Annotated in this window: 22 protein-coding genes and 1 tRNA gene; 6 read left to right on the top strand and 17 right to left on the bottom strand. The window is 72.0% G+C overall.

What is annotated here, in order from left to right; genetic code table 11:
• Positions 1-380 precede the first annotated feature (380 nt).
• Positions 381-3,641, bottom strand: a complete 3,261-nt coding sequence (locus tag F9B16_RS24060; RefSeq protein WP_151542381.1) for a LamG-like jellyroll fold domain-containing protein — start codon at positions 3,639-3,641, stop codon at positions 381-383.
• A gap of 135 nt (positions 3,642-3,776) precedes the next feature.
• Between F9B16_RS24060 and F9B16_RS24055 the strand changes: the two genes are divergently transcribed.
• Together F9B16_RS24055 and F9B16_RS24050 are read left to right on the top strand one after the other, a co-directional pair.
• On the top strand, positions 3,777-4,358 hold the full coding sequence (locus tag F9B16_RS24055; protein WP_151542380.1) for a hypothetical protein: 582 nt from the start codon (positions 3,777-3,779) through the stop codon (positions 4,356-4,358).
• Between the two features lie 95 nt (positions 4,359-4,453).
• Entirely contained in the window at positions 4,454-6,226 is a 1,773-nt protein-coding gene (locus tag F9B16_RS24050; RefSeq protein ID WP_192808967.1) for a right-handed parallel beta-helix repeat-containing protein, read from the top strand.
• A gap of 251 nt (positions 6,227-6,477) precedes the next feature.
• On the opposite strand, the gene F9B16_RS24045 is transcribed toward F9B16_RS24050, so the two are convergent.
• Entirely contained in the window at positions 6,478-7,365 is an 888-nt protein-coding gene (locus F9B16_RS24045; RefSeq protein ID WP_192808966.1) for a sulfotransferase, read from the bottom strand.
• Between the two features lie 99 nt (positions 7,366-7,464).
• On the opposite strand from F9B16_RS24045, the gene F9B16_RS24040 reads away from it, so the two are divergent.
• Positions 7,465-8,823, top strand: a complete 1,359-nt coding sequence (locus F9B16_RS24040) for an O-antigen ligase family protein (protein WP_192808965.1) — start codon at positions 7,465-7,467, stop codon at positions 8,821-8,823.
• On the opposite strand, the gene F9B16_RS24035 is transcribed toward F9B16_RS24040, so the two are convergent.
• On the bottom strand, positions 8,767-9,747 hold the full coding sequence (locus tag F9B16_RS24035; protein WP_151542376.1) for a hypothetical protein: 981 nt from the start codon (positions 9,745-9,747) through the stop codon (positions 8,767-8,769). The two genes, F9B16_RS24040 and F9B16_RS24035, sit on opposite strands and share 57 nt — an antisense overlap.
• 104 nt (positions 9,748-9,851) lie before the next feature.
• Between F9B16_RS24035 and rfbC the strand changes: the two genes are divergently transcribed.
• Positions 9,852-10,451 (top strand): dTDP-4-dehydrorhamnose 3,5-epimerase, encoded by a 600-nt coding sequence (gene rfbC / locus F9B16_RS24030; protein WP_151542375.1) that lies wholly within the window; start codon positions 9,852-9,854, stop codon positions 10,449-10,451.
• On the opposite strand, the gene rfbD is transcribed toward rfbC, so the two are convergent.
• From rfbD to F9B16_RS53665, 13 genes are all read right to left on the bottom strand, one after another.
• On the bottom strand, positions 10,424-11,299 hold the full coding sequence (gene rfbD / locus F9B16_RS24025) for a dTDP-4-dehydrorhamnose reductase (RefSeq protein WP_151542374.1): 876 nt from the start codon (positions 11,297-11,299) through the stop codon (positions 10,424-10,426). The genes rfbC and rfbD overlap by 28 nt on opposite strands.
• Complete coding sequence (rfbB, locus tag F9B16_RS24020) at positions 11,296-12,285, bottom strand: dTDP-glucose 4,6-dehydratase (protein ID WP_151542373.1); 990 nt, start codon at positions 12,283-12,285, stop codon at positions 11,296-11,298. Before rfbB ends, rfbD begins: the two co-directional genes overlap by 4 nt.
• Positions 12,282-13,349 carry a glucose-1-phosphate thymidylyltransferase gene (locus F9B16_RS24015; protein WP_151542372.1) on the bottom strand — a complete coding sequence of 356 codons (1,068 nt, stop codon included), beginning with the start codon at positions 13,347-13,349 and terminating at the stop codon, positions 12,282-12,284. The genes rfbB and F9B16_RS24015 overlap by 4 nt, the downstream gene beginning before the upstream one ends.
• 64 nt (positions 13,350-13,413) lie before the next feature.
• Positions 13,414-14,676 (bottom strand): sulfate adenylyltransferase subunit 1, encoded by a 1,263-nt coding sequence (locus F9B16_RS24010; protein ID WP_151542384.1) that lies wholly within the window; start codon positions 14,674-14,676, stop codon positions 13,414-13,416.
• A gap of 44 nt (positions 14,677-14,720) precedes the next feature.
• On the bottom strand, positions 14,721-15,638 hold the full coding sequence (gene cysD, locus F9B16_RS24005; protein ID WP_151542371.1) for a sulfate adenylyltransferase subunit CysD: 918 nt from the start codon (positions 15,636-15,638) through the stop codon (positions 14,721-14,723).
• Positions 15,639-15,760: 122 nt separating this feature from the next.
• Positions 15,761-16,708, bottom strand: coding sequence for an inositol monophosphatase family protein (locus tag F9B16_RS24000; RefSeq protein WP_151542370.1), 948 nt, complete (start codon positions 16,706-16,708; stop codon positions 15,761-15,763).
• Between the two features lie 123 nt (positions 16,709-16,831).
• A complete protein-coding gene (locus tag F9B16_RS23995) occupies positions 16,832-18,307 on the bottom strand; it encodes a sugar transferase (protein WP_151542369.1) in 1,476 nt (491 codons plus the stop codon).
• 191 nt (positions 18,308-18,498) lie between these two features.
• The gene (pth, locus tag F9B16_RS23990; protein WP_151542368.1) at positions 18,499-19,074 is read right to left on the bottom strand and encodes an aminoacyl-tRNA hydrolase; all 576 of its coding nucleotides are present in this window, start codon (positions 19,072-19,074) and stop codon (positions 18,499-18,501) included.
• A gap of 76 nt (positions 19,075-19,150) precedes the next feature.
• Positions 19,151-19,795: a 50S ribosomal protein L25/general stress protein Ctc gene (locus F9B16_RS23985; protein WP_151542367.1), complete on the bottom strand. Its 645-nt coding sequence runs from the start codon at positions 19,793-19,795 to the stop codon at positions 19,151-19,153.
• A gap of 602 nt (positions 19,796-20,397) precedes the next feature.
• Positions 20,398-21,378, bottom strand: a complete 981-nt coding sequence (locus tag F9B16_RS23980) for a ribose-phosphate diphosphokinase (RefSeq protein ID WP_151542366.1) — start codon at positions 21,376-21,378, stop codon at positions 20,398-20,400.
• Positions 21,379-21,563: 185 nt separating this feature from the next.
• Positions 21,564-23,015 carry a bifunctional UDP-N-acetylglucosamine diphosphorylase/glucosamine-1-phosphate N-acetyltransferase GlmU gene (gene glmU / locus F9B16_RS23975; RefSeq protein ID WP_151542365.1) on the bottom strand — a complete coding sequence of 484 codons (1,452 nt, stop codon included), beginning with the start codon at positions 23,013-23,015 and terminating at the stop codon, positions 21,564-21,566.
• Positions 23,016-23,195: 180 nt separating this feature from the next.
• Positions 23,196-23,266: transfer RNA gene (locus tag F9B16_RS23970), tRNA-Gln, on the bottom strand.
• A 104-nt stretch (positions 23,267-23,370) separates the two neighbouring features.
• On the bottom strand, positions 23,371-23,649 hold the full coding sequence (locus F9B16_RS53665) for an ADP-ribosylglycohydrolase family protein (RefSeq protein ID WP_264159774.1): 279 nt from the start codon (positions 23,647-23,649) through the stop codon (positions 23,371-23,373).
• A 496-nt stretch (positions 23,650-24,145) separates the two neighbouring features.
• Between F9B16_RS53665 and F9B16_RS23960 the strand changes: the two genes are divergently transcribed.
• Positions 24,146-25,099 carry an acyl-CoA desaturase gene (locus tag F9B16_RS23960; protein WP_151542364.1) on the top strand — a complete coding sequence of 318 codons (954 nt, stop codon included), beginning with the start codon at positions 24,146-24,148 and terminating at the stop codon, positions 25,097-25,099.
• Positions 25,100-25,152: 53 nt separating this feature from the next.
• Positions 25,153-25,920 (top strand): TetR/AcrR family transcriptional regulator, encoded by a 768-nt coding sequence (locus F9B16_RS23955; RefSeq protein WP_192808964.1) that lies wholly within the window; start codon positions 25,153-25,155, stop codon positions 25,918-25,920.
• Between the two features lie 62 nt (positions 25,921-25,982).
• Here F9B16_RS23955 and F9B16_RS23950 read toward each other — a convergent pair whose 3' ends face one another.
• On the bottom strand, positions 25,983-26,345 hold the full coding sequence (locus F9B16_RS23950; protein ID WP_151542363.1) for a VOC family protein: 363 nt from the start codon (positions 26,343-26,345) through the stop codon (positions 25,983-25,985).
• Positions 26,346-26,461: the final 116 nt, after the last annotated feature.

The raw sequence follows: 26,461 nt of genomic DNA, 5'->3' as shown, positions 1-26,461 counted from the left end.
CCTGCGCGGTCGGCAGCGGGTCGGCGCTGACGGTCGCCGGCGTCCCGGACGGCGGGTCGGTGTCGGCGGCGGCCGCCGCCAGGCCCGCGCGGACGCTCGTCCGGCGCTGTCGCAAAAGAGCTCTCACGAGTCCGATCCCCTAAGCCTTGGCCCGGTGGCCACCCCGGCCACTCCGGTGCGGGGATCCTATTGGGTAGTCAGTCCGACACATCCGGTCCCTTATGAAATCGTGACCGAAGTCGCCTTCGGTCGGCTGACCGGCGCGAATTCGATCTTCGGGACGGCGCGGGAAGCGGCACGGGAAAGCGCCTTGGGACGCTTTCCCGTGCCGTCCGCCGGTTCCCGTGCCGTCCGCCGGCCGGTTCCGGGGCGGCCGCGGGTCAGCCGGCGGGCCGGGTCGCGGTCAGGTCGTCGACGGACACGACCGCGGGCGCGTTCGTGGCGTTGCCCGCCAGGTAGGCGCGGATCCCGACCGCGCCCGGGCCCTGCAGCCCGGCCGTCGCGTCGGTGCCGGTCGCCTGCCAGTCCGGTTCGGCGGCGCCGTCCGCCCACACCTTCGCCTTCAGCGTGGTCGGCGACCCGCCGGCCACCTGGAGGCGCAGCCGCAGCGGGGCCCCGGGCCGGTAGGTCAGGCCCGGGACCGTCTGCTCGGTGCCGATGGCCGTCTCGGTGTTGCTCGCGTCGGTGCGGCTGAGCTGCAGCGACACCACACCGGACGGCCGCAGCCGGATCCGCGCCCGGTAGTCGCCCTGTCCGGCGACCCGCCGCCCGAGCGCCCACACGTAGACGCCGTTGCCGGTGCCCTCCTTGTCGGTCGCGACGGTGAACGCCAGGTCGGTGTCCTGCGACGACACCGCGTTCAGGTTCGCGCCGCCGTCGTTCTTCGCGGCAGGCAGCTGGATCTGCCCGGTGCCGCCCACCGACAGCACGCCGCCCGAACCGACCTTGCTCCAGGCGCCGCCGGTGTCGGCGCTGCCCCAGCCGCCGGTGACCGTCCGCCCGAACGCGTCCGACGCCAGCGCCGCCGAGGTGGCCGTGACCGTGTGGACGACCTCGCCGGTCGCGCCCTTGTCGTCGGTGACGGTGAGCTTGACGGTGTGGTCGCCCGCCGACGCGTAGGTGTGCGACGGCTTGGCGCCGGTGCCGGTCGTCCCGTCACCGAAGTCCCACGCGTAGCCCGCGATCGTCCCGTCGGGGTCGGACGACGCCGACCCGTCGAACGCGCAGGCCAGCTCGGCGCACGACGCGGTGAACGCGGCGGCCGGCGGCTGGTTCGGCTTCACCTCGCCGGTGCCGAGGCCGTGGTGGCGGGCGACCTGGTCGCCGGTCAGCGCCCGCGGGTACACCGCGGCCTCGTCGATCGTCCCGTTCAGGTAGTCGCTGGACGGCCGGTTCGGCCAGCCGGACAGGTTGTCGCCGCCGATCCGCCAGTAGCCGGTGTAGCTCTGCGCCGACGTCACGCCGCCGTCGGCCGCGACCTGCGCGCCGTCGACGTACAGCTTCATCCCGGCGCTCCCGTCGAGGGTCCCGACGAGGTGGTGCCACTCGCCGTCGTTCAGCCCCGCACCGCTCTGGACCGTCTTCGCGGCCCCCGGGTAGACGCCGAACACGACCCGGCCGTCATTGGTCATGTACAGGTGCCGGTCGTAGGACGAGCTGTTGCCCGACGCGCTGCCCCCGTACCCGATGATCTTCCCGCCGCTGCCGGACGTCGTCTTCACCCAGGCCTCGACGCTGAAGTCGCCCGGCGTGGACGCGGCGCCGCTGCCCGCCGACGAGCCGAGGAACCCGCCGAAGCCCGCCGCCTTGTCGGCGTCGCCGGAGATCGCGCCGGCCTGGCCCCGGGTGGTGCCGGCGCCGAGCGTCAGGTCGTTGGAGCCGGCGTAGTCGTAGGCGGGGCCGCTCGCCTCGCCGAGCCGCCAGTACGCCTGCGCCCCGTCCGACCGGATCTGGTCGGAGTACGGGCCGGGCGCGCCGTCCGGGGCCGTCACCGCGTTCGACGCGGCGCTGGTCACGGCGTTCCCCGCCGGGTCCACCGCCCGCACCTTGTAGGTGTGCGCGGTGCCCGGCGCGGCGGTGGCGTCGAAGTAGGCGGCGTTCGGCTCGTCCCAGAACGTCGACGTCCGGTCGACCGTCCCGACGGGCGTCGTGCCGCCGTCGCGGAGCACCTGGTAGGTCAGCGAGGCGTTGTCCATGTCCCAGGTGGTCTTCCAGCCGACGCGGACGCTGCCGTCCGCCATCGCGGTCGCGGTCGGGGTGCCGAGGTCGCCGGCCTGCGGGCCGGCCTTGTTCGGCGCCTTCGCCTTCACCGCGAACCGGACGAGCCCGGCCTGCGCCTTGCCGTTCACGCTCGGGAACTCGCCGCCCATCGCGACGTAGTCCGCGTTGCCCGTGACCGCCCACGCCGCCTGGTACTGCTTGGTGAACGACCCGACCGCCAGCCTCGGGAACCAGTGCAGCAGGCTCGGGATCGGCTGCTTGCTGTAGCTGCTGCCCGCGCTCGGATTCCCGTGGTCGGTCCCGGTCGCCGCCGTCGACTCGGCCAGCGCCCGCTGGAACGTCTGCGGGCTGGTGTCGGGCCATGCGCCGAGCGAGGTGCAGTCGTGCGCGTGCGAGACGCTGTAGACGGACTGGTCCTGCACGAACATGCCGTAGGTCGCGCCGTAGCAGTTGTCCAGCCACACCAGGTCGCCTGTGGCCGCCTTGGCGGCGAAACGCCCGTCGAACCAGTGCCAGCCCTCGCCGTCCGCCCCGGCGTACACGGTGTCGCCCGAGACGTAGAGGTCCGTCACGTAGGAGAACAGGCTGCTGCCCTGCTTGGCCGGGATCGGCGTGCTGCTCCACGGCACCGTCCCGCCGCCCGCCGCGTCGACCGCGCCGATGCCGACGTGCTTCTCGCCGTTCAGCTGCTGGAACCGCCCGCCGACGATCACGCGGTCGCCGTACAGCGCGAGCGCGAACACCTCGTCGTCGTCGGCGGTCGGCCGCCACGCGTCGATGTTCGCGCCGTTGGACGCCTGCACCGCCGCCAGCCGCGTCCGCGCCTTGCCGTTCACGTTGAAGAAGTTGCCGCCCAGGTAGACGGTCGAGTTCGTCGCGGCGATCGCGCGCACCTTGGCCGACACGGAGGGAGCGAACGACGTGTCGAGTGCGCCGGTGGCGGTGTCGAACGCGGCGACGTGGTTGCGGGTCTGCCCGTCCACGGCGGTGAAGTCGCCGCCGACGTAGACGCGCTTGCCGTCCGGCGAGGCCGCGATCCGCAGGCCCTGCCCGTTCAGCGCGTGGTCGAAGGACGAGACGAGGTTCCCGGTCGTGAGGTCGAAGGCGAGGATGTTCTGCCGGGCCACCTCCCCGGCCCCGCCCTCCGCGACGCCCGGCGGGCGCGCCTTGGTGAAGTTCCCCGTCGCGTAGACGGTGTTGCCGACGGTGGTCATGCTCCACACGACCCCGTTGACCTGCGCGGTCGGGAGCGGGTCCGCGCTGACGGTGGCCGGCGTGCCCGCCGGCGGGTCGGTGTCGGCCGTGGCGGGTGCGGCCGGGACGGCGGCGGCGCCCGCGAGCGCCGTCGAGAATGCGGTGAAGACGGCTATCGCCGTTTTACGGACGCGCGCCGCGCGCCGGTGCGAAGGTACAGATCTCACTGGGCCGGTCCCCTGCCGTTCGTCTCCGGTGGCCCCCTCGGTCACGGAAGTGAGAGCAGGGTAATCCGCGATTCCTGTTTACACTGTTCTGCCCTGGAACTTTTGTTTCGTTATCACTGATGAGGAGAGAGCCGGATGTCCGATCGGGGAGCGCGTCCGCACAGGCATCTCGCCGCGACGGGCGCCGTCCTCGCCCTCGCGCTGGCGCTGACCGGATGCGGCGGCGGGAAGAAGAAGTCGGCCGACCCGACGCCGCCCCCGCCGCCGAGCGCGCAGCCGACCGAGCAGGCCAACGCCGCCCCGGGCTCCACCGCCCTGAAGTCGTCCGGCGGGCTGCGCAAGCCCGTCACCTACGACGACAAGGTCAGCGTGGCGATCAGCAACATCCGGTACGTCAAGAACAAGGACCTCGGCCCCGGCGAGCTCACCGGCAAGGTGCTCACCATCTTCACGCTGAAGTTCGCCAACGGCTCCGGCAAGCCCCTCGACCTCAACAAGGTGCAGGTCACGGCCGTCTACGGCAGCAAGAAGACGCGCGCCCAGCACACCTCCTACGCCAACCTGAACGACTTCTACGGCACCGTCCCCGCCGGCGGCACCAAGTCGGCGTCCTACGCCTTCGACCTGCCCTCGTCGGGCTACAAGTCGGTCATGGTCGGTGTCAAGTTCGACGCCCAGCACAAGACCGCGCTGTTCGCGGGCGCCCTCCACAACTGACGTTCCGCGAGGTACGTTCGTGGTTCCAGCGTTCCCCGGGGGTTGAGGGTCGTGCCATGCCTAGCTCTAACCGGTCTCGCGGCTCGAGCCGGTCGATGATCGTCAAAGTGCTCGCGCTGCCGGTGATCGCGGCGGTGGGCTTCCTCGGCTGGCAGCTGCCGCAGAGCCACGACCCGGCCCCGGACACCGTGCCCGTGCCGGGCGCCCCGGGCGCCGCGCCCGTGGGCTCCACCGCGTACAAGATCCCGGACGGGGCGCTGTTCGTGTCGCCGACCGGGAACGACGGCGCGGACGGCACCCGGAAGCACCCCCTGCGCACGCTCGCCAAGGCCGTCGCGAAGGCGCGCGCCGGCGGCACGGTCGTGCTGCGCGGCGGCGTCTACCACGAGTCGGTCACCGTCCCCGGCGGCAAGAGGCTGACCGTCCAGTCCGCGCCGCACGAGGCCGTCTGGCTCGACGGCAGCTCGCAGGTCGCCGGCTGGCGGCAGGGGAACCGCGCCTGGGTGCGCGAGGGCTGGACGGCCCGGTTCGACGCCAGCCCGACCTACACCCCGGGCGCCCGGGAGAGCGGCGACTCCGACTTCCGGTTCGTCTCGCCCGACCACCCGATGGCCGCGCACCCCGACCAGGTGTGGCTGGACGGCGTCCCGCAGAAGCAGGTCGGGGCGCGCGGCGACGTCAAGGACGGCACCTTCTACGTCGACGAGGCGTCCCGCCGCCTCTACCTCGGGTCGGACCCGCGCGGCCACGACGTGCGCGCCAGCACCCTGGCCGAGGCGATCACCGTCGGCGGCGCCGGATCCCGGCTGCGCGGCATCGGGGTGCGCCGCTACGCCACCTCCCTCCCCCAGCTCGGCAGCGTGAAGGTCACCGCGCCGGACGTCACCGTCGAGAACGTCGCGGTGAACGAGTCGGCCACCACCGGCCTCAGCGTCCTCGCCGCGCACGCCCGCGTCCGGCACGTCACGACGACCGGCAACGGGATGCTCGGCGTCCACGCCAACTACGCCGACGACCTGCGGCTCGACGCGGTGCGCAGCACCGGCAACAACGTCGAGCACTTCAAGTACTCGCCGGTCTCCGGCGGCGTGAAGGTGACCCGGTCCCGGAAGGTCGCGGTGACCGGCGGCGTGTTCGCCGACAACCTCGGCAAGGGCGTGTGGATGGACGAGTCCGTCTACGACATCACGCTCACCGGCAACCGGATCCTGCGCAACGCCGACCACGGCGTCTCGCTGGAGCTGAGCGCGAAGGCGGTCGTCGCCGGCAACGTGATCGGCGACAACGCCGGCGACGGGCTGAAGGTGAACAACACCTCCGACGTCCAGATCTGGAACAACTCGCTGGCCGGAAACGGCCGCACGATCCACCTCGCGCAGGACGCGCGCAGCCCGTCCGACCCGCACGCGGCGGGCCGCGACCCGCGGCAGAAGACCGCCGACCCGGCGATGACCTGGCGCGTCTCCAAGGTCGTCATCAGCAACAACACCCTCGCCGACGCCCGCTCCGGCACCCCGTGCCTGCTGTGCGTCGAGGACGGCACGCACCGGCGCGGCGCCGGGCAGATGGGCGTCGCGGTCGACGGCAACGTCTACGTCCGCCCGGACGGGAACCCGCGCACGCTCGTGCAGTGGGCGCGCAGCTCCGGCGGGACGACCGACTTCGGCGACCTCGGCCGGTTCCGGTCGGAGACCGGGCAGGAGAAGCGCGGCGTGCTGAAGACGGCCGCCACCGCCGCCGGGCAGGACGGCGAGCTGGAGCGTACCGTCGCCGCCCAGGCGGACGCCGACACCGCGCTCCCCCTCCCCGCCCCGATCGCCGCCCTCCTAGGCAAGCCCACCGGCACCCGCCACATAGGGGCGTTCTAATTGCATTGCCCTTGGCGGTCGGGCCCTGGGGGCCCTCCCTTCAACGGGCACTGCGGCGATCGCTGCATCGCTCCGACTCGCCCTTGGGGGCTCGCTGCGCGATCGGATTCTCGCAAGCTCGAATCCGGCTTCGCACGCGATCGCGACGCTTGAGGTCCGCGACGGCTGGGGTGACGGGCTGGGGCCCTGCGCTCAGAAACGCTGCTGAGGCCTGCGCTCAGGCGTGCTGAGGCCGGCGCTCGGGCTCGCTGTTAAGGGCGCGTCCAGGGGAACTCGCGGCCCAGGATTGCTTCGAGGTCGGCGTTGTAGGGGGCGTAGTGCTCGGCGAGGGCCTGCCGGGTCGCGGGGGCGAGGTCCTGGCTCGGCGCCGCGTTCCACACCTTGATCGCCGACGGGGGCAGCGGCGCGGGCTCCAGCCCGAGGAACGTCGCGACCGTGTCGCACGCGGTCTGCGGGTCGGCGTAGAACTCCTCCGCCGCCAGCACGCAGAACCGCTCCGCCGGGAAGTGCTTCATCCAGCGGCGCAGGTGCGGGGCGTACTCGCCCTGCGCCCGGTACGACTGCTGCTCGTGCGCGTAGCTGGTGTAGCCGGGCTGGCCGGCGATGATCCGCTCCTCCTCGCCGGCGAGCCGGTCCGCCTCGGCGGCCAGGGCCTCCTCGAACGACGGCAGCTCCTCGGCGTTCTGCCGGCGCCGCTCCCGGTAGTGCGAGAACGCCCGCTCGATCGGGTCCCGCAGCACCAGCAGGATCTTCGCGTCCGGGACGTCCCGTCCCGCCCGCTCCGCCGCCAGCGGATGGAACAGGTAGTACGGCGACCCCTCGCCCACGACCTTCCCGGCCCTCCGCGCGGACGCGGGGAAGTGCGACCGGTACCAGGCGGCGCCCTTGTCGTAGTTGGAGTCGAAGTAGTGGACGCCCTTGGTGTGGTTGTCCTTGGGCAGCAGCCGCGCGTTCGGGAACAGCGGCATCACCTGCGGATGCTCCAGCAGCGTGTAGTAGAGCGAGGTGGAGCCCCCGCGCTTCGCCCCGATCAGCAGGAAGTCGGGGCCGGGGCGCAGCGCCGCCGTGCTCATCCCGTACCCACGGATCATGCTGCGGCCCGCGGCGACGACCGGGCCGGGAAGAGTCCCTCGATTCACATCGGACAGATTACCGGCCCGGCGCCCGTATTCTTGGTCTCGTCTTTAACGAGCCCGGAAGGGCGCGGCGGCGGCCGGACTCAGCCAGGGAGGGCCTTCATGACCGTCAAAGGCGTCTTCCCGCGCCGCCGGCCGCCCGCGCCGAGCGCCGGCTGGTGGGCGTTCACGCTGCCGCTCGCCCTGATGCTCGCCAGCGACTACAAGCTCCGCAGCCGCGACGTCGACAACGCCGTCGGCGGCAGCGCCGACCTGACCGTCCTGGTCGAGATCGCGGTCTACGGCGCCGCCGCCCTGTACCTGGTGTGGAAGTTCGGGCTGCGGGCGCCGCGCCGCCGCACCACCGGGCTGCTGCTCGCGGCCTGGCTGTTCTGCGGGTACGTGGCGTTCTCCGCGCTGTGGTCGCCGTTCAAGTCGCTCGGCCTCGTCCGCGGCGTCCAGCTGTTGATCACGATGCTGGTGGCGCACACCGTCGCGACCCGCGCCACCCCCGCCGACCTGCGCAAGCTCGCGCACATCTTCGTCGGGATCGTGCTGGTGTCGGTCGGGATCGGCGTCGCGCACCCGTTCCCCCGGACCCTGCACACCGAGACCCGGTTCAACTGGCTGTACGTCCACCCCGTCATCGCGGGCGTGTACCTCGCCGTCGCGATCCTGCTGGTCGTCGGCTACCTGATCCGGTGGAACCGGCCGGAGGACCGGCTGTGGCACCCGGTCGTCTACTTCGGGGCGCTGGTGGTCCTGACGGGGGCGCTCGTCGCCACCGGGACGCGCGGCGCGGCGCTCGGCTGCGCCGCCGGGCTGCTCGTGCTGCTGGCCACCGCCCGGGGCCCCAAGGGCCGGATCGACGTGATCGTGATGGGCGCCGCCGTCGCCGTGCTGGCGGTGCTGGCGTTCTCCGACAAGATCCTCGCGTTCGTGTCGCGCGGCGAGACCACCGAGCAGCTCGCCACCCTGAACTCCCGCACCGAGCTGTGGTCGCTGGCGATGGACGCGTTCCGGGAGGAACCGATCTTCGGCCGCGGCCTCGGCGCGTCCCGCGGCCTGTTCCTGGACAGCATCGGCCTCGGCGGCGGCCACAACGCGTTCATCAACGCGCTCGTCGACAACGGCGTGGTCGGCACGGTCGCGTTCGCCGCGCTGCTGCTGACGCTCGGGTTCGTGCTGCTGACGCTCTGCCGGCACCGGACGCTGCGCGCCGACGCCGGCATGCTGCTCGGGATCTTCGGCTGCTTCCTCACCGACAGCATGACCACCGAGGGGCTCGCCGCCCCCGCGAACGTGTCGTCGGTGTGGCTGTTCATCCTCGTCGCGTGGGCGGAGACGCTGCGCCGGCAGGGCGGCGACCCGCTCCCCGCCGTCCAGCGGTCGCCCGCGGAGACGGTGGTGGACGCGGCCGGCTGGTCAGGCACCACCGTGACGGCGTCCGCGCAGATAGAACGCGCCGCCGAGCAGCCCTAGCACCACCAGACCGACCAGCGCCCCCGTCCCGATCAGCCCGCCCGGCATGCCGGACTTGGACGGGAACGACACCGGGGAGGTGTCATCGGTCGCCGGCGACGCCGACGCGTCCGGCTCCGTCGCCGCGTTCGCCGCGGGCAGCGCCACCGTCCGGAACACCGGACGGGTGCCCGCCCCCGCCACCAGCACCTTCCGGCCGTCCGACGACACCCCGAACGCGTGCCCGGCCAGCGACGCCGCCGTCTTCACGACCTGCCCGGCGTCGTCCCGGATCCCGCCGAGGATCCGCACGTCCGTGGTCGTCTTCAGGATCACCCGGCCGTCCCGGGTGAAGTCGCCGCCGCGCACCGGGAACGGCAGCGTCCGCAGCCGGGTCAGCGCGTTGTTCGCCGGGCCGAGCACCCCGGGCAGCGCGAACACGGCCGCGGCCGCCGCGTCCCGGGTGATGATGTAGACCCGGCTCTCCGCCGGGTCGGCCAGCAGCGCGGCGCCCCGGTGCCCCCCGTCGGGGTACTTCAGCTTGAACGTCTTGACCGGCAGCGTCCCGCCGGTCAGCGTCTTCGGCTCGGCGACCCGGTGCAGCAGCAGGCTCCCGGCCCGCCCGGCGCTCAGGTCACCGACGAACAGCCCCGACTCCCCGGACCCGTTCTTCACGATCGTGATGGCGTCCCACCGCGCCGCCGCCGCGCCGGACAGCGTGTAGGTCGCGCGGGTGCGGCCCTTGGCGTCCAGCGCGAACAGCCGCGCCCCGCCGGTGCCGGACGCGACCGTCCACCAGATGTCGGGATGCAGCACGCCCGCGACCATCGCGGCGGGCGCGGCCACGGCGGGCCGGAACGCGGTGCGGGCCGCCGCCGTGGTCGTCACGGCGGGGCTCGGGGACGGCGCCGCCTCCGCGACCGCCTCGGGCCCTGTCAGAACCACGAGCACCGCCGCCGCGCCACCCGCGGCGAACCGGAGCCTGAGGGGATGCGTTCTCACAGTTCGACGTCCATCTCTGCCGGGAATCGTGTGGCATTCTTGCGCATGTGGATCCGCTCGGCATTAAAGGTACTTACTCCTTCACCCCCCGCGTACACGGTGACCAGCGGGGATCTTTCCATGAGTGGTTCCGGGACGACGCGCTGCGGACGGTCACGGGACACGGGCTGAACCTGGCGCAGGCGAACTGCTCGGTGTCGTCCAAGGGCGCCCTGCGCGGCGTGCACTTCGCCGACGTCCCGCCCGGCCAGGCCAAGTACGTGACGTGCCTGCGCGGCGCGATCCTCGACGTCGTCGTCGACCTGCGCGTCGGATCCCCCACCTTCGGGCAGTGGGAGAGCGTCCGGCTGGACGACGAGTCGCGCCGCTGCCTGTACGTCGCGGAAGGCGTCGGGCACGCCTTCATGGCGCTCACGGACGACGCGACGGTCATCTACCTGTGCTCGGAGCCCTACGCGCCGGGCCGCGAGCACGGCGTCCACCCGCTCGACCCCGAGATCGGCATCGAGTGGCCCGCCGGCATCGAGCCCGTCCTGTCCGGCAAGGACGCGGAGGCGCCGACGCTCCAGGAGGCCCTCGACGCCGGGCTCCTGCCGTCCTACCAGGACTGCCTCGACCACTACGCCAAGCTCGGGCTGCCGGTCTGACGCTCCGGCCACGCGGCCGTCAGGGACGGCCAGGCGGCGTGCAGGGCGTCCCGCCAGTCCCGCATGGGCGCCAGGCCCGCCGCCGCCCACCGGCCGTGCCCGAGGACGCTGAACGCCGGGCGCGGCGCGGGCCGCACGAACCGGTCGCTCGTCGTGGGCCGCACCCGCGCCGGGTCGTGGCCGAGCAGCGCGAACACCTCGCGGGCCAGCCCGTACCAGGTCGTCCGGCCGGCGTTCGTGCCGTGGTAGGCGCCGGCGGGGGCGTCCGCGCGGGCGAGCGCGATGATCCGGTCGGCGAGGTCGCCGGTCCAGGTCGGCTGCCCGGCCTGGTCGTCGACCACCTCGACGGTGTCGCGCTCCCCCGCCAGCCGCGCCATCGTCCGGACGAAGCTGGGCCCGTGCGCCCCGTACAGCCAGGCCGTCCGCACCACGTAGCCGCGCCCGTAGCCGAGCACCGCCGTCTCGCCGGCGAGCTTCGTCCGGCCGTAGGCGTTGACGGGGGCGGTCGGCGCGTCCTCCGGGTACGGCTCGGTGGCGGTGCCGTCGAACACGTAGTCGGTGGACACCTGGACGAGCTTCGCGCCGATCTCCGCGCATCCCGCGACGAGCGCCCCGACGGCCGTGCCGTTGACGGCCAGCGCCGCGTCCTCGCTGGTCTCCGCGTCGTCCACGGCCGTCCAGGCGGCGCAGTTCACCACGGTGTCGGGCCGGTGCCGCCGCAGCGCCTCGCGGACCGCGTCCGCGTCGGTCAGGTCCAGCTCGGCGCGTCCCGGCGCCACCACGTCGTCGAGGCGCGCGACGAGGTCGGTGCCGAGCATGCCGCCCGCACCGGTGACCAGCCACGTCACGCCGCGTCCTCCGACCGCTTCTTCAGCGGCTCCCACCAGGCGCGGTTCTCCTCGTACCAGCGGACCGTCTCGGCCAGGCCCTCGTCGAACGCCACCTGCGGCGCGTACCCGAGGGCCCGCAGCTTCGCGTCCGACAGCGAGTAGCGGCGGTCGTGGCCTTTGCGGTCCTCGACGCGCTCGACCCTGTCCCAGCCGGCGCCGACCGCGTCCAGCAGCCGCCGCGTCAGCTCCAGGTTCGTCAGCTCCGCGGTGCCGGCGATGTGGTACACCTCGCCGGGCTCGCCGCGCTCGGCGACCACCTGGATGCCGCGGCAGTGGTCGGCGGCGTGGATCCAGTCGCGGACGTTCCCGCCGTCCCCGTACAGCGGCACCGTATGGCCGTCCATCAGGTTCGTGGCGAACAGCGGGATGACCTTCTCCGGGTACTGGTACGGCCCGTAGTTGTTGCCGCAGCGGGTGATGCTGACGGGCAGCCCGTGTGTGCGCGCGTAGGCCCGCGCCATCATGTCGCCGCCCGCCTTCGCCGCCGAGTACGGCGAGTTCGGCGCGAGCGGCGCCTCCTCGTCCCAGGAGCCCTCGTCGATGCTGCCGTACACCTCGTCGGTGGACACCTGCACCACCCGCGGCGTCCCCGCGTCCAGGCACGCCTGCATCAGCGCCTGGACGCCCAGCACGTTCGTCCGCGCGAACTCCGCGCCGCTGGCGATCGACCGGTCCACGTGCGACTCGGCCGCGAAGTTCAGCACGACGTCATGCCCCGGCACCAGCTCCGCGAGCAGTTCCCCGTCGCAGATGTCGCCGTGCACGAACGTGAACCGGCCCTCGACGGGCTCCAGGTTCGCGAGGTTCCCGGCGTAGGTCAGCTTGTCCAGCACGGTGATCTCGGCACCCGCCCACGCGGGAAACGCCCCGGACGCCAGGTCCCGCACATACTGCGACCCGATGAACCCGGCCCCGCCCGTCACCAGAACGCGGGGGGCGCTCATTTACTTATCTGCACTTTGCTGTGATCTCCCAGGACGAGACGGTGCGCCTTCGGCACGCGGGGGGCGGGGGTGACCTCGGCCTCGCGGCCGATCAGCGAGCACTCGATGCGGCCGACGCCGTCGATGGACGCGCCGCGCAGCACGATCGAGTACTCGATCTCGCTGTCCAGGACCGCGCAGTCGCGGTCGATGGAGGTGAACGGGCCGACGTAGGAGTCGCGGACGACCGAGCCGGCGCCGACGATGACCGGGCCGACGACGCGGGACCCCGCGACGCGCGCGCCCGCCTCGACCACGACCCGGCCGATCAGCTCGCTGGCCCCGTCCACCTCGCCCTCCACATGAGGTTCGACGCCCTCCAGGACGAGCCGGTTGACCTCCAGCATGTCGGTGACGTTGCCGGTGTCCTTCCAGTAGCCGGTGATCACCGTGGACTCGACCCGGTGACCGTGGTCGATCAGCCACTGGATCGCGTCGGTGATCTCCAGCTCGCCGCGCGCGGACGGCTTCAGCTCCGCGACCGCCTCGTGCACCGCCGCGCTGAACAGGTACACCCCGACCAGCGCCAGGTCGCTCTTCGGGAACTCCGGCTTCTCCTCCAGCGCGACGACGCGGCCCGCGCCGTCGAGCTCGGCGACGCCGAACGCGCGCGGGTCCGACACGTGCGTCAGCATGATCTGCGCCTGCGGGCGGTCGGCGCGGAACCGGTCGACGAGGCCGTCGATGCCGCCGACGATGAAGTTGTCGCCGAGGTACATGACGAAGTCGTCGCCGCCGAGGTACTCGCGGGCGATGAGGACGGCGTGCGCCAGCCCGCGCGGGGCGTCCTGGCGCAGGTACGTCACGTCGAGGCCGAACGCCGAGCCGTCGCCGACGGCGCCGCGGATCTCCGCCTCGGTATCGCCGACGACGATGCCGACCTCGCGGATCCCGGCGTCCCGGATCGCCTCCAGCCCGTAGAACAGCACCGGTTTGTTCGCGACGGGGACGAGCTGCTTCGCCGAGGTGTGGGTGATGGGGCGGAGCCGGGACCCGGCCCCGCCCGCCAGCACGAGGGCCTTCACGGCGCGACGGCGGAGGTCGGGCCCTGGGGGGCGGGCAGGTGCACGGGGGGCTCCAAAGGGGTGCTTATCGGGCGCCGGTGATCATCCCGGCGCCGACGGTGTTGTTGGTGGCCTCGTCGATCAGGATGAACCCGCCGGTCAGCCGGTTGCGGTTGTAGTCGTCGACGAACAGCGGCTGCGTCACCCGCAGCGAGATCCGGCCGATCTCGTTCAGCCCGAGGCCCTCCGCCTGGTCGTCGCGGTGCAGCGTGTTGACGTCCAGCCGGTAGTGCAGGTCCTTCACCAGCGCCTTCGCGGTGCGGGTGGTGTGCTTGATGACGAGCTTGGTGCGCGGGGTGAGGACCCGGTCCGGGGTCATCCAGCACACCATCGCGTCGAGGTCCTGCGCGGCCTCCGGCCGGTTGTGCGGGCGCGCGATCATGTCGCCGCGGGAGATGTCGATGTCGTCGGCGAGCCGCAGCGTCACCGACATCGGTGCGTACGCCTCGTCGACCGGCCCGTTCGGGCCGTCGATGTGCGTGATCGTCGTGGTCAGCCCGGACGGCAGGTGAACCACCTCGTCGCCCGGCTTCAGCACGCCGCCCGCGACCTGCCCCGCGTAGCCGCGGTAGTCGTGCAGCTCGGGGTCGGTGGAGGCGTGCGGCCGGATGACGTACTGCACCGGGAACCGGACGTCGATCAGGTTGCGGTCGGACGCGATGTGCACGTGCTCCAGGTGGTGCAGCAGCGACGACCCGTCGTACCACGGCATGTTCACGCTGCGCTCGACGACGTTGTCGCCGTGCAGCGCCGAGATCGGGATGAACGTCAGGTCCGTCACCTCCAGCTTGGAGGCGAACGCGGTGAACTCGTCGACGATCCGCTCGTAGACGGCCTGGTCGTAGTCGACGAGGTCCATCTTGTTGATCGCCACGACCAGGTGCGGGACCTGCAGCAGCGTGGTCAGGAACGCGTGCCGCCGGGACTGCTCCAGGATCCCCTTGCGGGCGTCCACCAGGATGATCGCGAGGTCCGCGGTGGACGCGCCCGTCACCATGTTCCGGGTGTACTGGATGTGCCCGGGGGTGTCGGCGATGATGAACTTGCGGCGCGGCGTCGCGAAGTAGCGGTACGCCACGTCGATGGTGATGCCCTGCTCCCGCTCGGCGCGCAGCCCGTCGGTCAGCAGCGCGAGGTTCGTGTACTCCTCGCCGCGGTCGACGCTGGTCTTCTCGACCGACTCCAGCTGGTCCTCGAAGATCGACTTGGAGTCGAACAGCAGCCGCCCGATCAGCGTGGACTTGCCGTCGTCGACGCTGCCGGCGGTCGCGAAGCGCAGCAGATCCATCGTCTTGGCGGACGCGCTCTCGGCGGGCTCGATCGTGCTGGCCATTAGAAGTAGCCCTCCTTCTTGCGGTCCTCCATGGCGGCCTCGCTGGTGCGGTCGTCGGCGCGGGTCTGGCCGCGCTCGGTGATCCGCGTCGCGGCGATCTCCGCGATCACCTCTTCCAGCGTCGCGGCGTTCGACTTCACCGCGCCCGTGCAGGACGCGTCGCCGACCGTCCGGTACCGGACGGACGCCTCGAACTCCGGCTCGTCGTCGCCGCGGTTCGCGAACCCCGTCTCGGCGTCCAGCAGCAGCCCGTCCCGCTCGAACACCCGCCGCGTGTGCGCGAAGTAGATCGGCGGCAGCTCCAGCTCCTCGCGCCGCACGTAGTCCCAGATGTCCAGTTCCGTCCAGTTCGACAGCGGGAACACCCGGACGTGCTCGCCCTGCGTGATCCGCGTGTTGAACAGGTTCCACAGCTCTGGACGCTGGTTCTTCGGATCCCACTGCCCGAACTCGTCCCGGAACGACACCACGCGCTCCTTCGCGCGCGCCTTCTCCTCGTCGCGGCGCGCACCGCCGAACGCCGCGTCGAACCCGTGCTCCTCGATCGCGTCCAGCAGCGGCGTGATCTGCAGCCGGTTCCGCGACGCGCGGCGCCCCTTCTGCTCCACCACCCGGCCGGAGTCGATCGCGTCCTGCACCGACGCCACGACCAGCCGGACGCCCAGCTCGGCGACCCGCCGGTCGCGGTACTCCATCACCTCGGGGAAGTTGTGCCCGGTGTCGACGTGCATCACCGGGAACGGGATCGGCGCGGGCCAGAACGCCTTCTGGGCCAGGCGCAGCATCACGATGCTGTCCTTGCCGCCCGAGAACAGCAGGACGGGCCGCTCGAACTCGGCCGCCACCTCCCGGAAGATATGGATCGACTCGGCCTCGAGGACGTCTAGCTGGGACAGCAGGTAATCGCAACGCTGCATGGTCTAGGGCTCTCTCCACGCTGTTCTGGCAGATGCAACCGGTGGCGCGGGACGGGCGCCCGCGCTTCCCACCGGATCGAACGTCGGCCCGCCGCCGATCAATCCCGCCCGGCGAGGGGCGGTCAGCCGGGCAGGCTGTCGCTCACGTCTCCGATGCCGGTCAGCAGCGTCGACGCCGACACGGGATGGCACACCAGGATATCCGGCAGCCTCGGGTCCTTCCGGTTGTACTCCAGCGGAGCGCCGTCGATGCGCGACGCGTGCGCGCCCGCCGCCAGCGCCACCGCCGCCGGCGCCGCCGAGTCCCACTCGTACTGGCCGCCCGCGTGCACGTAGGCGTCCACCTCGCCGAGCAGCACCGCGGAGATCTTCGCGCCCGCCGACCCGATCGGCACCAGCTCCACGTCCAGGTCCAGGTTCTCCGCGAGCCGCTGCACGAACTCCGGCGGACGCGTCCGGCTCACCGCGATCCGCAGCTTCCCCGCGTCCGGCGCCGGCGCGTGCAGCGGCACCTCCCGCGGCAGGCCGCGGCGCGCGGCGTCGCTCCCCGCCGTCACCGGGTCGGGCTCGCCGGCGTCGTCGCGGACGAGCGACGCGCCGCCGGTCGCGTCGGTCCGCAGCGTCAGGCCCTGCGCCGGCAGCGCCACCGCGCCCGCCGACAGCCGCGCCGCGCCCGCCGCGTCCCGCTCCCACAGCGCCACGTGGACGGCCCAGTCGCGGCGGCCCTCCTCGGAGAACTCCCGGGTCCCGTCCAGCGGATCGATGATCCACACGCGGGACGCCGACAGCCGCTCGGCCTCCCCGGTGTTGCGCGTCGGGGCCCGGTCGTCGCCCCGCGAGCGCTTGCCCGCCACCGACGAGCGGCCCTCCTCCGAGAGCACGGCGTCGCCGGGACAGCGCTCCGCCAGCGCCGCCATCAGGTACTCGTGCGACCGCAGGTCGCCGGTGTCCTTCAGGGCGCGCCCGTCGGCGAAGCCCACCTCGTCCCGCACGCCCAGCAGCAGCCGCCCCGCCGCCGCGGCGAGCTCCGCCGCCAGCGCGTGGTCGTCCGCCGCCGCTCTCTCGGTCATCCGTTGATCACATTCCCGACTCGACTGGTCTGCCCGGTCTACTTTCTCATGCATACCCCACGCCGCCCGGTGCCAGGGTCACGTCCCACCTGGCGAGACCGGGCTGACGGCGGCGCGCCGCCTCTAGTACGCGCCGGAGCCGCGGAACACCGCCGACCACGTCTTCCACATGATCTGCAGGTCCAGCGCCAGCGACCAGTTGTCCACGTACCGCAGGTCGAGCCGGACCGACTCGTCCCACGTCAGGTCCGACCGGCCGCTGACCTGCCACAGCCCGGTCAGCCCCGGCTTCACCACCAGCCGCCGGTACACGTCGCCGCCGTACTGCGCGACCTCCTCCGGCAGCGGCGGACGCGGCCCCACCAGCGACATGTCGCCCCGCACCACGTTGAACAGCTGCGGCAGCTCGTCCAGCGAGTACCGGCGCAGCCACCGCCCCACCTTCGTGATCCGCGGATCCTCCCGGATCTTGAACAGCACGCCGTCGTTCTCGTTGTGCTCCATCAGCGCGTTCTTGCGCGCCTCCGCGTCCTGCACCATCGTGCGGAACTTCAGCACCGTGAACTCACGGCCGCCGCGCCCCACCCGGACCTGCCGGAACATCACCGGGCCCGCGCTCGTCACCTTGATCAGGAACGCGACCACCAGCATCAGCGGGCTCAGCAGCAGCAGGCCCGTCAGCGCCGCCGTCCGGTCGAACAGCCCCTTCAGCACCCGCCGGCCGCCGTCCAGCTCCGGGTGCTCCACGTGCAGCAGCGGCAGCCCCGACACCGGACGGATCGAGATCCGCGGGCCCGTCACGTCCATCAGCGCCGGCGCGACCACCAGCTCAACGTCGTCGCGCTCGATCTGCCACGCCAGCCGGCGCAGCGCCACCCCGTCCATCTCCGGGCACGCCAGCACCGCCACCGAGTCCGCGCCGATCCGCTCCGCGACCGCCGCCGTCTGCCCGAAGTCGCCGAGCACCGGCACGCCCTCGATCTCGTGGACCGCGTCCTCGCCGGACGCGAGCGCCGGCGGCAGGCACACCGCCACGATGTCCATCCCGTGGTACCGCTTCTGCCGCAGCAGCCGGATCAGGTCCGCGACGGACGTGCGGTGCCCCACCGCCACCACCCGCCGCATGCACTCGCCGTTCCAGCGCTTGCGGTGCAGCCACTTGCGCAGCCGGTACCGCGCGACCAGGTCCAGGAACGTGCCGAGCGGCATCGCCATCACGACGTACCCGCGCGCCACCTCCGTCTTGGTGGCGTACGCCAGGATCGCCAGCGTCGCGGTGAAGATGAACCCCGCCCGCAGGACGCCCTTGAACTCCTCGTAGCCGACGCCGATGTACCGCGGCTGGTACGCCCGGCACAGCGCCAGCATCGGGATCCACAGCACCGGCAGCGCCACCGTCAGCGCGACGTACGGCGCCGTCGGATCGCTCGGCACGCCCGGGAAGCGGAGCACGAACGCGATCACCCCGGCCGCCAGCATGCTGAAGAAATCGAGCCCGCCGGCGAACCGGCGGTACCATCCACTCCAGCTCTGCGCATCCGGGCGACGTTGCTCGTGGCGGATCGGTGACTCGGCCTGAACCTTGTCAACGACGGCCATACGACCTCACCCAACCCATGTAACGCGCGCCCCGAAAAGCTCGATCCACCCCAGAGACGGTTGAACAGCGCTCAAGGTTCACATAAACCGTGAACCTCATCTGCGCAGAATTTTACGATCGTCCCGCCGTGTTCGCCCCATCACGGGCCGCATCCGGCCGATCCCCCGAAGACGCTCGCCGCGCCGCGGAATCAGCCCGCGTGGTACGCGTTCTGCGCCGCCTCCAGGCCCCCGGTCAGCAGCGACTCCACCGCGTCCGCCGCCCGGTCGACCTCCAGGTCCAGCACCTTCCGCTCCGCCGCCGAGAAGTCCTTCAGCACGTACGCCGCGGCGTCCATCCGCCCCGGCGGCCGCCCCACCCCGAACCTGACCCGCAGGTACTCCTTGTCGCCCAGCGACTTCGTGATCGACCGCAGCCCGTTGTGACCGTTGTCACCGCCGCCGCGCTTCAGCCGCAGCGCCCCGAACGGGATGTCCAGCTCGTCGTGGACGACGATCAGCCGCTCCACCGGCACCTTGTAGAAGTCCCGCAGCCCCTTCACCGGGCCGCCCGACTCGTTCATGTACGTCCGCGGCTTCGCCAGCACGGCCCGCACGCCCGCGAGCCGCCCTTCCAGCACGTCGGCCCGCGACCGGTGCGCCTTGAACCTGCCGCCCGCCCGTCCCGCCAGCAGGTCCAGCACCATGAACCCGGCGTTGTGCCGGTTGCCGGCGTACGACGGCCCCGGATTGCCCAGGCCGACCACCAGCCAGACGTCCGCGCTCACCCGATCTCCTCACAGCCGAAGACCCCCGCAGGCGCGCCTGCGGGGGCCGTTCGTCGGTTCTCGCCGTTCCGCGGTGCTACTCGGCGGACTCCTCCGCCTCGGCCTCGGCCGCCTCGGCGGCAGCGGCCTCGGCGGCCTCCGCGGCCTCCACCTCGGCCTCGGTCTCGGTGGCGCCGGCGGACGCGGACGCGTCGGCGATCTGCAGGATCAGCGCCTCCTCGTCGACCGCCAGCGTGGTGCCCGACGGCAGCTTCAGGTCCTTGGCGAGCAGCTGCGTGCCGACCTCGACGCCCTCGATGGACAGCTCCACCGACTCGGGGATGTGCGTCGCCTCGGTCTCCACCGAGACCTGGACGAGCTCCTGCTGCACGACGCCGCCCGCGACGACGTCGCCGACCACGTTCACCGGCAGGTCGACGGTGACCTTCTCACCGCGCTTGACCAGCAGCAGGTCGACGTGCTCCAGGAAGCCCTTGATGGGGTCGCGCTGCACGTCCTTGGGCAGCGCGAGCTCGGAGCCGCTGCCGACGCCCTCGATGGTCAGCAGCACGTTCGGGGTCTTCAGCGCGAGCATCAGCTCGTGGCCCGGCAGCGTGATGTGCTGCGGGTCGGTGCCGTGACCGTAGAGGACGGCGGGCACCTTGCCGGCCCGGCGGGTGCGCCGCGCGGCACCCTTACCGAACTCGGTGCGCGGCTCGGCGGCGATGCGTACCTCGGACACGGCGAAAACTCCTCGTTGTTGCGATCCACGGCCGTCCCGAAGGACGTCCGCTACGGACAGAGCGAATCAGGCGTAGCTCGATGCGTCAGGCGCCTCGAAGATTCTTTGCGTTACCCGGGGAGTACGGACCTGAACGGAGCCGCACTGACGACCCGGGGCATACGCGGATTCAAGAAGTCTAGCCGATCGTTTCCACGCGCAACGCCATCGCCCCCGCGACGACCCGCCGCGGGGGCCCTTCAGAAACGTCCACGACCCGGTCGAGCCGGACACGAACGGCACCCCTCACCCGGAAAGACGATCGTCCCCCCGAGCCCGTTCCCACCCCGCCCGAGCCGTCACAAAGACCCTCGACCGGCCCCCGTGCCCGACGACCGTGCCCGACGACCTCAGCCGACAACGGTGCCCGACGACCTCAGCCGACTCCCCGGCCACGCGACGACCTAGACCGTCGCGATCGCGAGCGAAGCCAAGTTCGAGCGAAGCGAGAACTTGATCGCGCAGCGAGGCCCCCAGGGCCGAGCCGGAGCGATGCAGCGATCGCACGCATTGCCCGCCGAAGGGAGGGCGTTCAACGCCCGACCGCCAAGGGCAATGCAAAACTAACTATGACCGCCGAAGAGGCTGGTGACGGAGCCGTCGCTGAAGACCTCGTTGATCGCACGGGCGATCAGCGGGGCGATGGACAGGACGGTCAGCTTGTCGAACTGCTTGTCCTCGGGGATGGGCAGGGTGTTGGTGAGGACGACCTCGGAGATCCGGGAGTTCTTCAGCCGGTCGACGGCGGGGCCGGACAGCACGCCGTGCGTCGCCGCGACGACGACCTTGTCGGCGCCGTGGTCGAACAGCGCGTCGGCGGCCTTCACGATCGTCCCGCCGGTGTCGATCATGTCGTCGACGACGACGCAGGTGCGGCCCTTGACCTCGCCGACGACGTCGAAGACCTTGACCTCGTTGGCGACGTCGGGGTCGCGCTTCTTGTGGATGATGGCCATGGGGACGCCGCCGAGCCGGTCCGACCAGCGCTCGGTCACCCGGACCCGGCCCGCGTCCGGCGCGACGACGGTCACGCGGGAGGTGTCGAGGCGGCTCTCGAAGTGGTGGGCGAGCAGGTCCAGCGCGAACAGGTGGTCGACGGGGCCGTCGAAGAAGCCCTGGATCTGCGCGGTGTGCAGGTCGACGGTGATCAGCCGGTCGGCGCCGGCGGTCTTGAACAGGTCGGCCATCAGCCGCGCCGAGATGGGTTCGCGGCCGCGGTGCTTCTTGTCCTGGCGAGCGTAGCCGAAGAACGGCGCGACGACCGTGATCCGCTTGGCGGACGCCCGCTTCAGCGCGTCCACCATGATCAGCTGCTCCATGATCCACTGGTTGATGGGAGCTGTGTGGCTCTGGATCACGAAGGCGTCGGAGCCGCGGACGGACTCCAGGAACCGCACGAACGTCTCACCGTTGGCGAAGTCGTACGCGGACGTCGGCGTCAGGTCGACGTGGAGGTTGTCGGCGACCTCCTTGGCCAGGTCCGGGTGGGCTCGGCCGGTGAAGAGCATCAGCTTCTTCTGACCGCTCGCTTTGATCCCACTCACCTCTGACAACTCCCCCTCAATGGAACTGTGCACTCATGTGGGTTGTTGTCCCCACTCCCCGGGCACCACAAGAGTCCCCTCCGTGATGCCCGGTCGTCTTTTGTCCGTGGGGGACGCCGCTGTCCTCCACCTCCCCGCCGCGGGGCGGGGCAGTCATGGGCGCGCCGGGTCGCCGGCGCGGGCCGTCAGGCGGGGTCGTCCCCGCCTTCGGCGGCGCGCCGCGCCGCCTCCGCCGCCTCCGCCGCGGGCGTGCCGGGCCGCCTGCGCTCGACCCAGCCCTCGACGTTGCGCTGCCGCGCCCGCGCGACCGCCATCGCACCCGGCGGGACGTCCTGGATGATCACCGAGCCGGCGGCGGTGTAGGCGCCGTCGCCGACCGTCACCGGCGCGACGATCATGTTGTCGCTGCCGACCTTCACGTGGGAGCCGATCACGCTGCGGTGCTTCTGGACACCGTCGTAGTTCACGAACACCGAGCTCGCGCCGATGTTGGAGTGGTCGCCGATCTCGGCGTCGCCGACGTAGGTGAGGTGCGGCACCTTGGTGCCCTCGCCGATGTCGGCGTTCTTGGTCTCGACGTAGGTGCCGATCTTGCCCTTGCGGGCGAGCCGGGTGCCGGGGCGCAGGTAGGCGAACGGGCCGACGGACGCGTCCGGGCCGATCTCCGCCTCGACGCACACCGCGTTCACCACGGACGCGTCCGCGCCGACCCGGGTGTCGGTCAGGGTGCAGTTCGGGCCGACGCTGGCGCCCGCCTCCAGGTGGGTGCGGCCGTGCAGCTGCGTGCCGGGGTGGACCACGGCGTCCGGTTCGGCGGTGACGTCCACGTCGATCCAGGTGGACGCGGGGTCGATGATCGTGACTCCGGCCCGCATGTGGGCCTCGAGGATCCGGTCGTTCAGCTGGCGCCGCGCCTGGGCGAGCTGGACGCGGTCGTTGACGCCCTGGGTCTCGGCCCAGTCGGCGACCAGGTGCGCGCCGGCGCGGTGGCCGTCGCCGCGCAGGATCGCCACGACGTCGGTGAGGTACTCCTCGCCGCCGGCGTTGTCGGTGGTCACCCGCTTGAGCGCGTCCTCCAGCAGGGTCCCGTCGAAGGCGTACATGCCGACGTTGATCTCGTTGACGGCGCGCTGCGCCTCGGTGGCGTCCTTGTGCTCGACGATCGCCTCGACGCTGCCGTCGGCGGCCCGGATCATCCGTCCGTACCCGGTCGCGTCGGGCATCTCCGTCGTCAGGACGGTGACCGCGTTGCCCGCGGTCTCGTGCGTCCGCACGAGCGCGGCGAGGGTCTCGCCGCGCAGCAGCGGGTGGTCGCCGTTGGTCACGACGACGGTGCCGTCGAGCGAGCCGGTCTGCTCCAGCGCCATCCGGACGGCGTGCCCCGTCCCGCCCTGGACCTCCTGGACGACGGGCTCCACGTCCGGCGCGTGCTCGCCCAGGTAGGCGACGGCCTGCTCGCGGCGGTGCCCGACGACCGCGACGATCCGCTGCGGCTCCAGTTCGCGGGCGGCGGCGAGCACGTGGCCGAGCATCGCGCGCCCGCCCAGCTCGTGCAGGACCTTCAGGGTGCGGGACTTCATGCGCGTGCCCTCGCCCGCGGCGAGAACGATGACGGCGGCCGGGCTGTTGGCGCTCACTAGGAGGCTCCTCGGCATCGCGGACGGGATCGGTGGCGAGCGCGCCCACCTGCGACATCAGGGCATGGCAGGCCGGAGCGCACCCGACACCGGAAGGATACCGCCCGCCGGGCGCGGGTCACCCCGCGGGCCACCTCACCAGGACAGACGCCCCAAAAGACGACAATCCGGCCAAACAGGCTCCCGGGGGAGGAATCGAACCTCCGTTGACTGAACCAAAATCAGTTGTCCTGCCCCTAGACGACCCGGGATGGGCGTTTCGAACCTCTCTGCACGAGAGTGTCGGCTCGCGCGGGACCAACGATACCGAGTGGACCCACGGGGTCCCCACGGCTTTTCCCTCGCCCGCAGGACTTTACCGGCCGAGCCAGCCGGGCAGGGGTTCGCGGGCCTCCAACCAGGCGGCGGGGACGGCCTCGGCGCCGAGATGGGCGGCCACGATCCCGCCGACGATCGCGGACGTGGTGTCCATATCGCCGCCGACCATCACGCACGCGCGCACCGCCGCCTCGTAGTCGGTGAGCCCGGTGGCCGCCGCCCACAGCGCGTAGGGCACGGCGTCCTGCGCCGAGATGCGGTTGCCGTTGCCCAGCTCATGGGCGGCGTCCCGCGGGGACTTGGACAGCAGGCGCATCGACCGCTTCAGGCCGCGGCGACGGCCACCGCCACGGCTCCGGCGATCCCCTCGGCGTGCGAGTGGGTGATCTCGGCGGAAAGGGCCGCCTGGGCCGCGGCGCGGCCGCGCCAGCGCATCCTGGTCGATTTGCCCGAATCGGTTTAGAACGTCTACTACCGAGCACGCCATCTCCGTGTCGTCCGACCACCCCCACGGCGCCGGCGGCACACCCGTCTCCGCGGACACCTGCCGGTTGGCCAGGACGAAGAACTGGTCACCGAAGGCGTCGGCGGTGGAGAGGCCTGTCAGGGAGGCGTGGGCGCGGGCGGGGCGCCCGTCCAGGGTCGGGGGCATGGGACGTCCTTCCGCGGCGGGCAGTGGAGTTTCGCACGAGAGTTTTGTGGCCCATGAGAGAGATTCCCACTGATTTTACCGGCCGTCCCTGTCCAACTTACGGATCCGTAGGTTACGTTGGCGTAAGTAAGCAGCCCCTAGTCGCAGGAAGTGGTGACGCATGACAACGGCTCCGACCATGGCTCCTCCCCGACCCGAACGGCGTCCCGAACTATCCCCCGACCAGCAGGGCAACGCCGAACGCGCGCTCGTCGCGGTGTTCACCGGCGTCCCGTTCCTGGCCCTGTTCGCGGCCGTCCCGCTCGCCTGGGGCAGGTTCCTCGGCTGGACCGACGTCGCGCTCACGGCCGTGTTCTACGTGCTGTCCGCCGGAGGGATCACCGTGGGGTACCACCGGTACTTCACGCACGGGTCGTTCAAGGCGAACCGGGGGCTGAAGATCTTCCTGGCGCTGGCCGGGAGCATGGCCATCCAGGGGCCGGTGATCACCTGGGTCGCCGACCACCGGCGCCACCACAAGCACTCCGACCAGGACTTCGACCCGCACTCGCCGTGGCGGTTCGGGGACGACTGGAAGGCGCTCGCCAAGGGCCTGGTCTGGGCGCACTACGGCTGGCTGTTCGACGCGAACAAGACGTCCAAGCAGCGGTTCGCCAAGGACCTGCTCAAGGACCGCGACATCACCCGGATCCACCTGGCCTTCCCGGGGCTGGTGGCGGTGTCGTTCCTGCTGCCGGCCGCGCTCGGCGGCCTGATCACGATGTCGTGGCTCGGCTTCTTCACCGCGCTGTTCTGGGCGGGGTTCGTGCGGATCACGCTCGTCCACCACGTGACGTGGGCGATCAACTCGATCTGCCACACGTTCGGCAAGGAGGACTTCGAGGTCCGCGACAAGTCCCGCAACGTGTGGTGGCTGGCGATCCCCTCGCTCGGCGAGTCGTGGCACAACCTGCACCACTGCGACCCGACGTGCGCGCGGCACGGGGTGCTGAAGGGGCAGGTCGACATCAGCGCGCGGATCATCTGGGCGTTCGAGAAGGTGGGCTGGGCGCGGGACGTCCGGTGGCCGAAGGACGACAGGCTGTCCGCGAAGCGCACGAAGCAGGCGGCTTGACCGTCACAATTGATCCCGTGACAGATCCCGCTCCCAGGCCCCGCAGAAAGCGGATGACCGGCAAGGAACGCCGCGAGCAGCTCCTCGACATCGGCCGCACGCTGTTCGCCGAGCGCGGCCTGGACGGCACCTCGGTGGAGGAGATCGCCTCCGCCGCGGGTGTGTCGAAGCCCGTGGTGTACGAGCACTTCGGCGGCAAGGAGGGGCTCTACGCGGTCGTCGTCGACCGCGAGTTCGAGCGGCTGCTGAGCCTGGTGACGGAGGCGCTGAACTCGGCGATCCACTACCGCAGCAAGCTGGAGAAGGCGGCGCTGGCGCTGCTGGAGTACATCGAGGGGCATCCGGACGGGTTCCGGATCCTCGTGCGGGACTCGCACGGCGGGACCGGGACGGGCAGCTACGCGAGCCTGCTCAGCGAGATCGCCGGCGAGGTGGAGTACATCCTCGCGCAGGAGTTCGACCGGCACGACTACGACGACAAGTTCGCGCCGCTGTACGCGCAGAGCCTGGTCGGCATGGTGGCGCTGACGGGCCAGTGGTGGCTGGACGTCCGCAAGCCGAAGCGGGAGGAGGTCGCCGCGCACGTGGTGAACCTCGCGTGGAACGGCCTGGCGGGGCTGGAGCCGAAGCCGTCGCTGGACCCGCGGCAGCGCCGCAAGGAGATGGAGCGCGCGGAGAAGCGCGCGGAGAAGGCGGCGGCGAAGGCGGAGAAGGCGGAGGAGAAGGCGGCGGCGCGGGCCGAGAAGGCGCAGCGGCGGAGCCGCCGGGAGGCGGAGTCCGACTTCGTCGACCCGAGCCCGAGCCCGCATCCGTCGGTCTGATCCGTCCGCGGGGCCGGTCGCGCGCGTGGTGCGTGCGGCCGGTCTCGTGCGTCCGGGGGCGGTCAGTCCTCGGGCTGGAGGAATTCGAGGCGGTTGCCGACGGGGTCGTCGGCGTAGAAGCGGCGGTAGCCGGGGAACAGGCCGTCGGGGCGGACGTCGTGGCCGGCGGCGCGGAGCCGGTCGGCGAGGGCGTCGAGGTCGCCGGTGAGCAGGCCGGGGTGGGCCTTGCGGGCGGGACGGAAGTCCTGCTCGATGCCGAGGTGGAGTTCGAGCCCGGGGCCGCGGAACCAGGCGCCGCCGCGCTTGGCGAGCTCGGGCGGCTTCGGGATCTCTTCGAGGCCGAGGACGCCGCCGTAGAAGGCGCGGAGGGCGTCCTCGCTGCCGGGCGGGGCGGCGAGCTGGACGTGGTGGAGGGCGGTGAGCATGCGGGCCTCCTCGCGGACGGGCACCGGCCGGACCGGGCGGGCCGGACGGACGGACGCCGGCGGCCGTCCGGAGTTCGTCCGGGCGGCCGCCGGCAGGGGTCGCCGGCATCGGGTCG

Origin of the sequence: Actinomadura montaniterrae (genome assembly GCF_008923365.1) — a bacterium.
GTDB lineage: Bacteria > Actinomycetota > Actinomycetes > Streptosporangiales > Streptosporangiaceae > Spirillospora > Spirillospora montaniterrae.
This window is presented reverse-complemented; position numbering and strand designations above follow the sequence as displayed.

Bases quoted from the DNA above. Each gene is read 5' to 3' on its own strand.
- cysD (WP_151542371.1), bottom strand. From the start codon at position 15,638: ATGCAGCGTTGCGATTACCTGCTGTCCCAGCTAGACGTCCTCGAGGCC.
- F9B16_RS24040 (WP_192808965.1), top strand. From the start codon at position 7,465: ATGACCGTCAAAGGCGTCTTCCCGCGCCGCCGGCCGCCCGCGCCGAGC.
- rfbB (WP_151542373.1), bottom strand. From the start codon at position 12,285: ATGAGCGCCCCCCGCGTTCTGGTGACGGGCGGGGCCGGGTTCATCGGG.
- F9B16_RS24010 (WP_151542384.1), bottom strand. From the start codon at position 14,676: ATGGATCTGCTGCGCTTCGCGACCGCCGGCAGCGTCGACGACGGCAAG.
- F9B16_RS24055 (WP_151542380.1), top strand. From the start codon at position 3,777: ATGTCCGATCGGGGAGCGCGTCCGCACAGGCATCTCGCCGCGACGGGC.
- F9B16_RS23950 (WP_151542363.1), bottom strand. From the start codon at position 26,345: ATGCTCACCGCCCTCCACCACGTCCAGCTCGCCGCCCCGCCCGGCAGC.
- F9B16_RS24000 (WP_151542370.1), bottom strand. From the start codon at position 16,708: ATGACCGAGAGAGCGGCGGCGGACGACCACGCGCTGGCGGCGGAGCTC.
- F9B16_RS24050 (WP_192808967.1), top strand. From the start codon at position 4,454: ATGATCGTCAAAGTGCTCGCGCTGCCGGTGATCGCGGCGGTGGGCTTC.
- F9B16_RS53665 (WP_264159774.1), bottom strand. From the start codon at position 23,649: ATGCGCCTGCTGTCCAAGTCCCCGCGGGACGCCGCCCATGAGCTGGGC.
- F9B16_RS23955 (WP_192808964.1), top strand. From the start codon at position 25,153: ATGACCGGCAAGGAACGCCGCGAGCAGCTCCTCGACATCGGCCGCACG.
- F9B16_RS23995 (WP_151542369.1), bottom strand. From the start codon at position 18,307: ATGGCCGTCGTTGACAAGGTTCAGGCCGAGTCACCGATCCGCCACGAG.
- F9B16_RS23960 (WP_151542364.1), top strand. From the start codon at position 24,146: ATGACAACGGCTCCGACCATGGCTCCTCCCCGACCCGAACGGCGTCCC.